Genomic DNA, 891 nt, shown 5'->3' on the forward strand with positions numbered 1-891 from the left:
GATTGTTAGACCATTACAACTAGTAAAAAGGAGTATAAATGAACCTGCAATCCTCTAAAAAATTAACACTCAGTAAAAGTAGAATTTTCTTATAATAAAAACATAAGGAGATTCAAATGAATACAACACATAAATCAGAAAATTCGTTGTTTTAGATGCCTCTTTTCACTCACATAAAGCCATTAGCGCCTAGGGAAGAATTGCCTTGACAAGCCGTTATGGTTCTCGTTTAAATCTCTTTCCTGGCTATTATATCCTTAAGTTGAATCTTGGGAATAAGGTAATTTATATAAAGGTTTCTACCAAGCAGTAGTGAACGGCACCAGATTTTTTTTGTTTGCTGAGGTTGGTTTTTGTCAAATAGTGTGTTTTTAAAAATTTCATTGTTATTTCAAATTCAGATTCTATATAAATTTTGCCACCAATAGCAATAAAATCATTTTTTGAGATTAATTTTAAGGCGTTTGCTAGATAGTTTTTATTAAAAGGAGGGTCTAGTAAAATCAAGTCAAAGGGTATTTTTGGTTTTTTGTTTAAAAATGCAAAGGCATCTTGTTTAAAAATGGCTAAATTATCTGTTTTTAATAATTGTTTATTCTGCTTGAGAAAATGTACGGCGTTTGTATTTTTTTCTACACTGGTTACTTGTTTTGCACCACGAGAAAGCGCCTCAAAACTCAAGGCGCCACTGCCAGAAAATAAGTCTAAAAAAGTTTTACCCTGTGTTTCAAATTGTAACCAGTTAAACAAAGTTTCACGCACTTTTCCAGGGCTAGGACGCAAAGTATCAACATCAGGAAAGCTAAATTTCCTACCTCGATACTCACCACCAATAATAGTAAAGTTGTTATTTTTGATAGGCGTTAAAAGAATCTTGTAACTCTTTTTTGG

The 891-nt window shown here is 32.1% G+C and carries 1 protein-coding gene; it reads right to left on the bottom strand.

Features of this window, described 5'->3' with window-relative positions; all coding sequences use genetic code 11:
* Positions 1 to 285: 285 nt before the first annotated feature.
* A partial coding sequence (gene rsmD / locus BAZSYMA_RS05625) for a 16S rRNA (guanine(966)-N(2))-methyltransferase RsmD (protein WP_241502565.1) occupies positions 286 to 891 on the bottom strand: 606 nt, incomplete at its 5' end.

This window comes from Bathymodiolus azoricus thioautotrophic gill symbiont, assembly GCF_001298715.1.
Classification (GTDB): domain Bacteria; phylum Pseudomonadota; class Gammaproteobacteria; order PS1; family Pseudothioglobaceae; genus Thiodubiliella.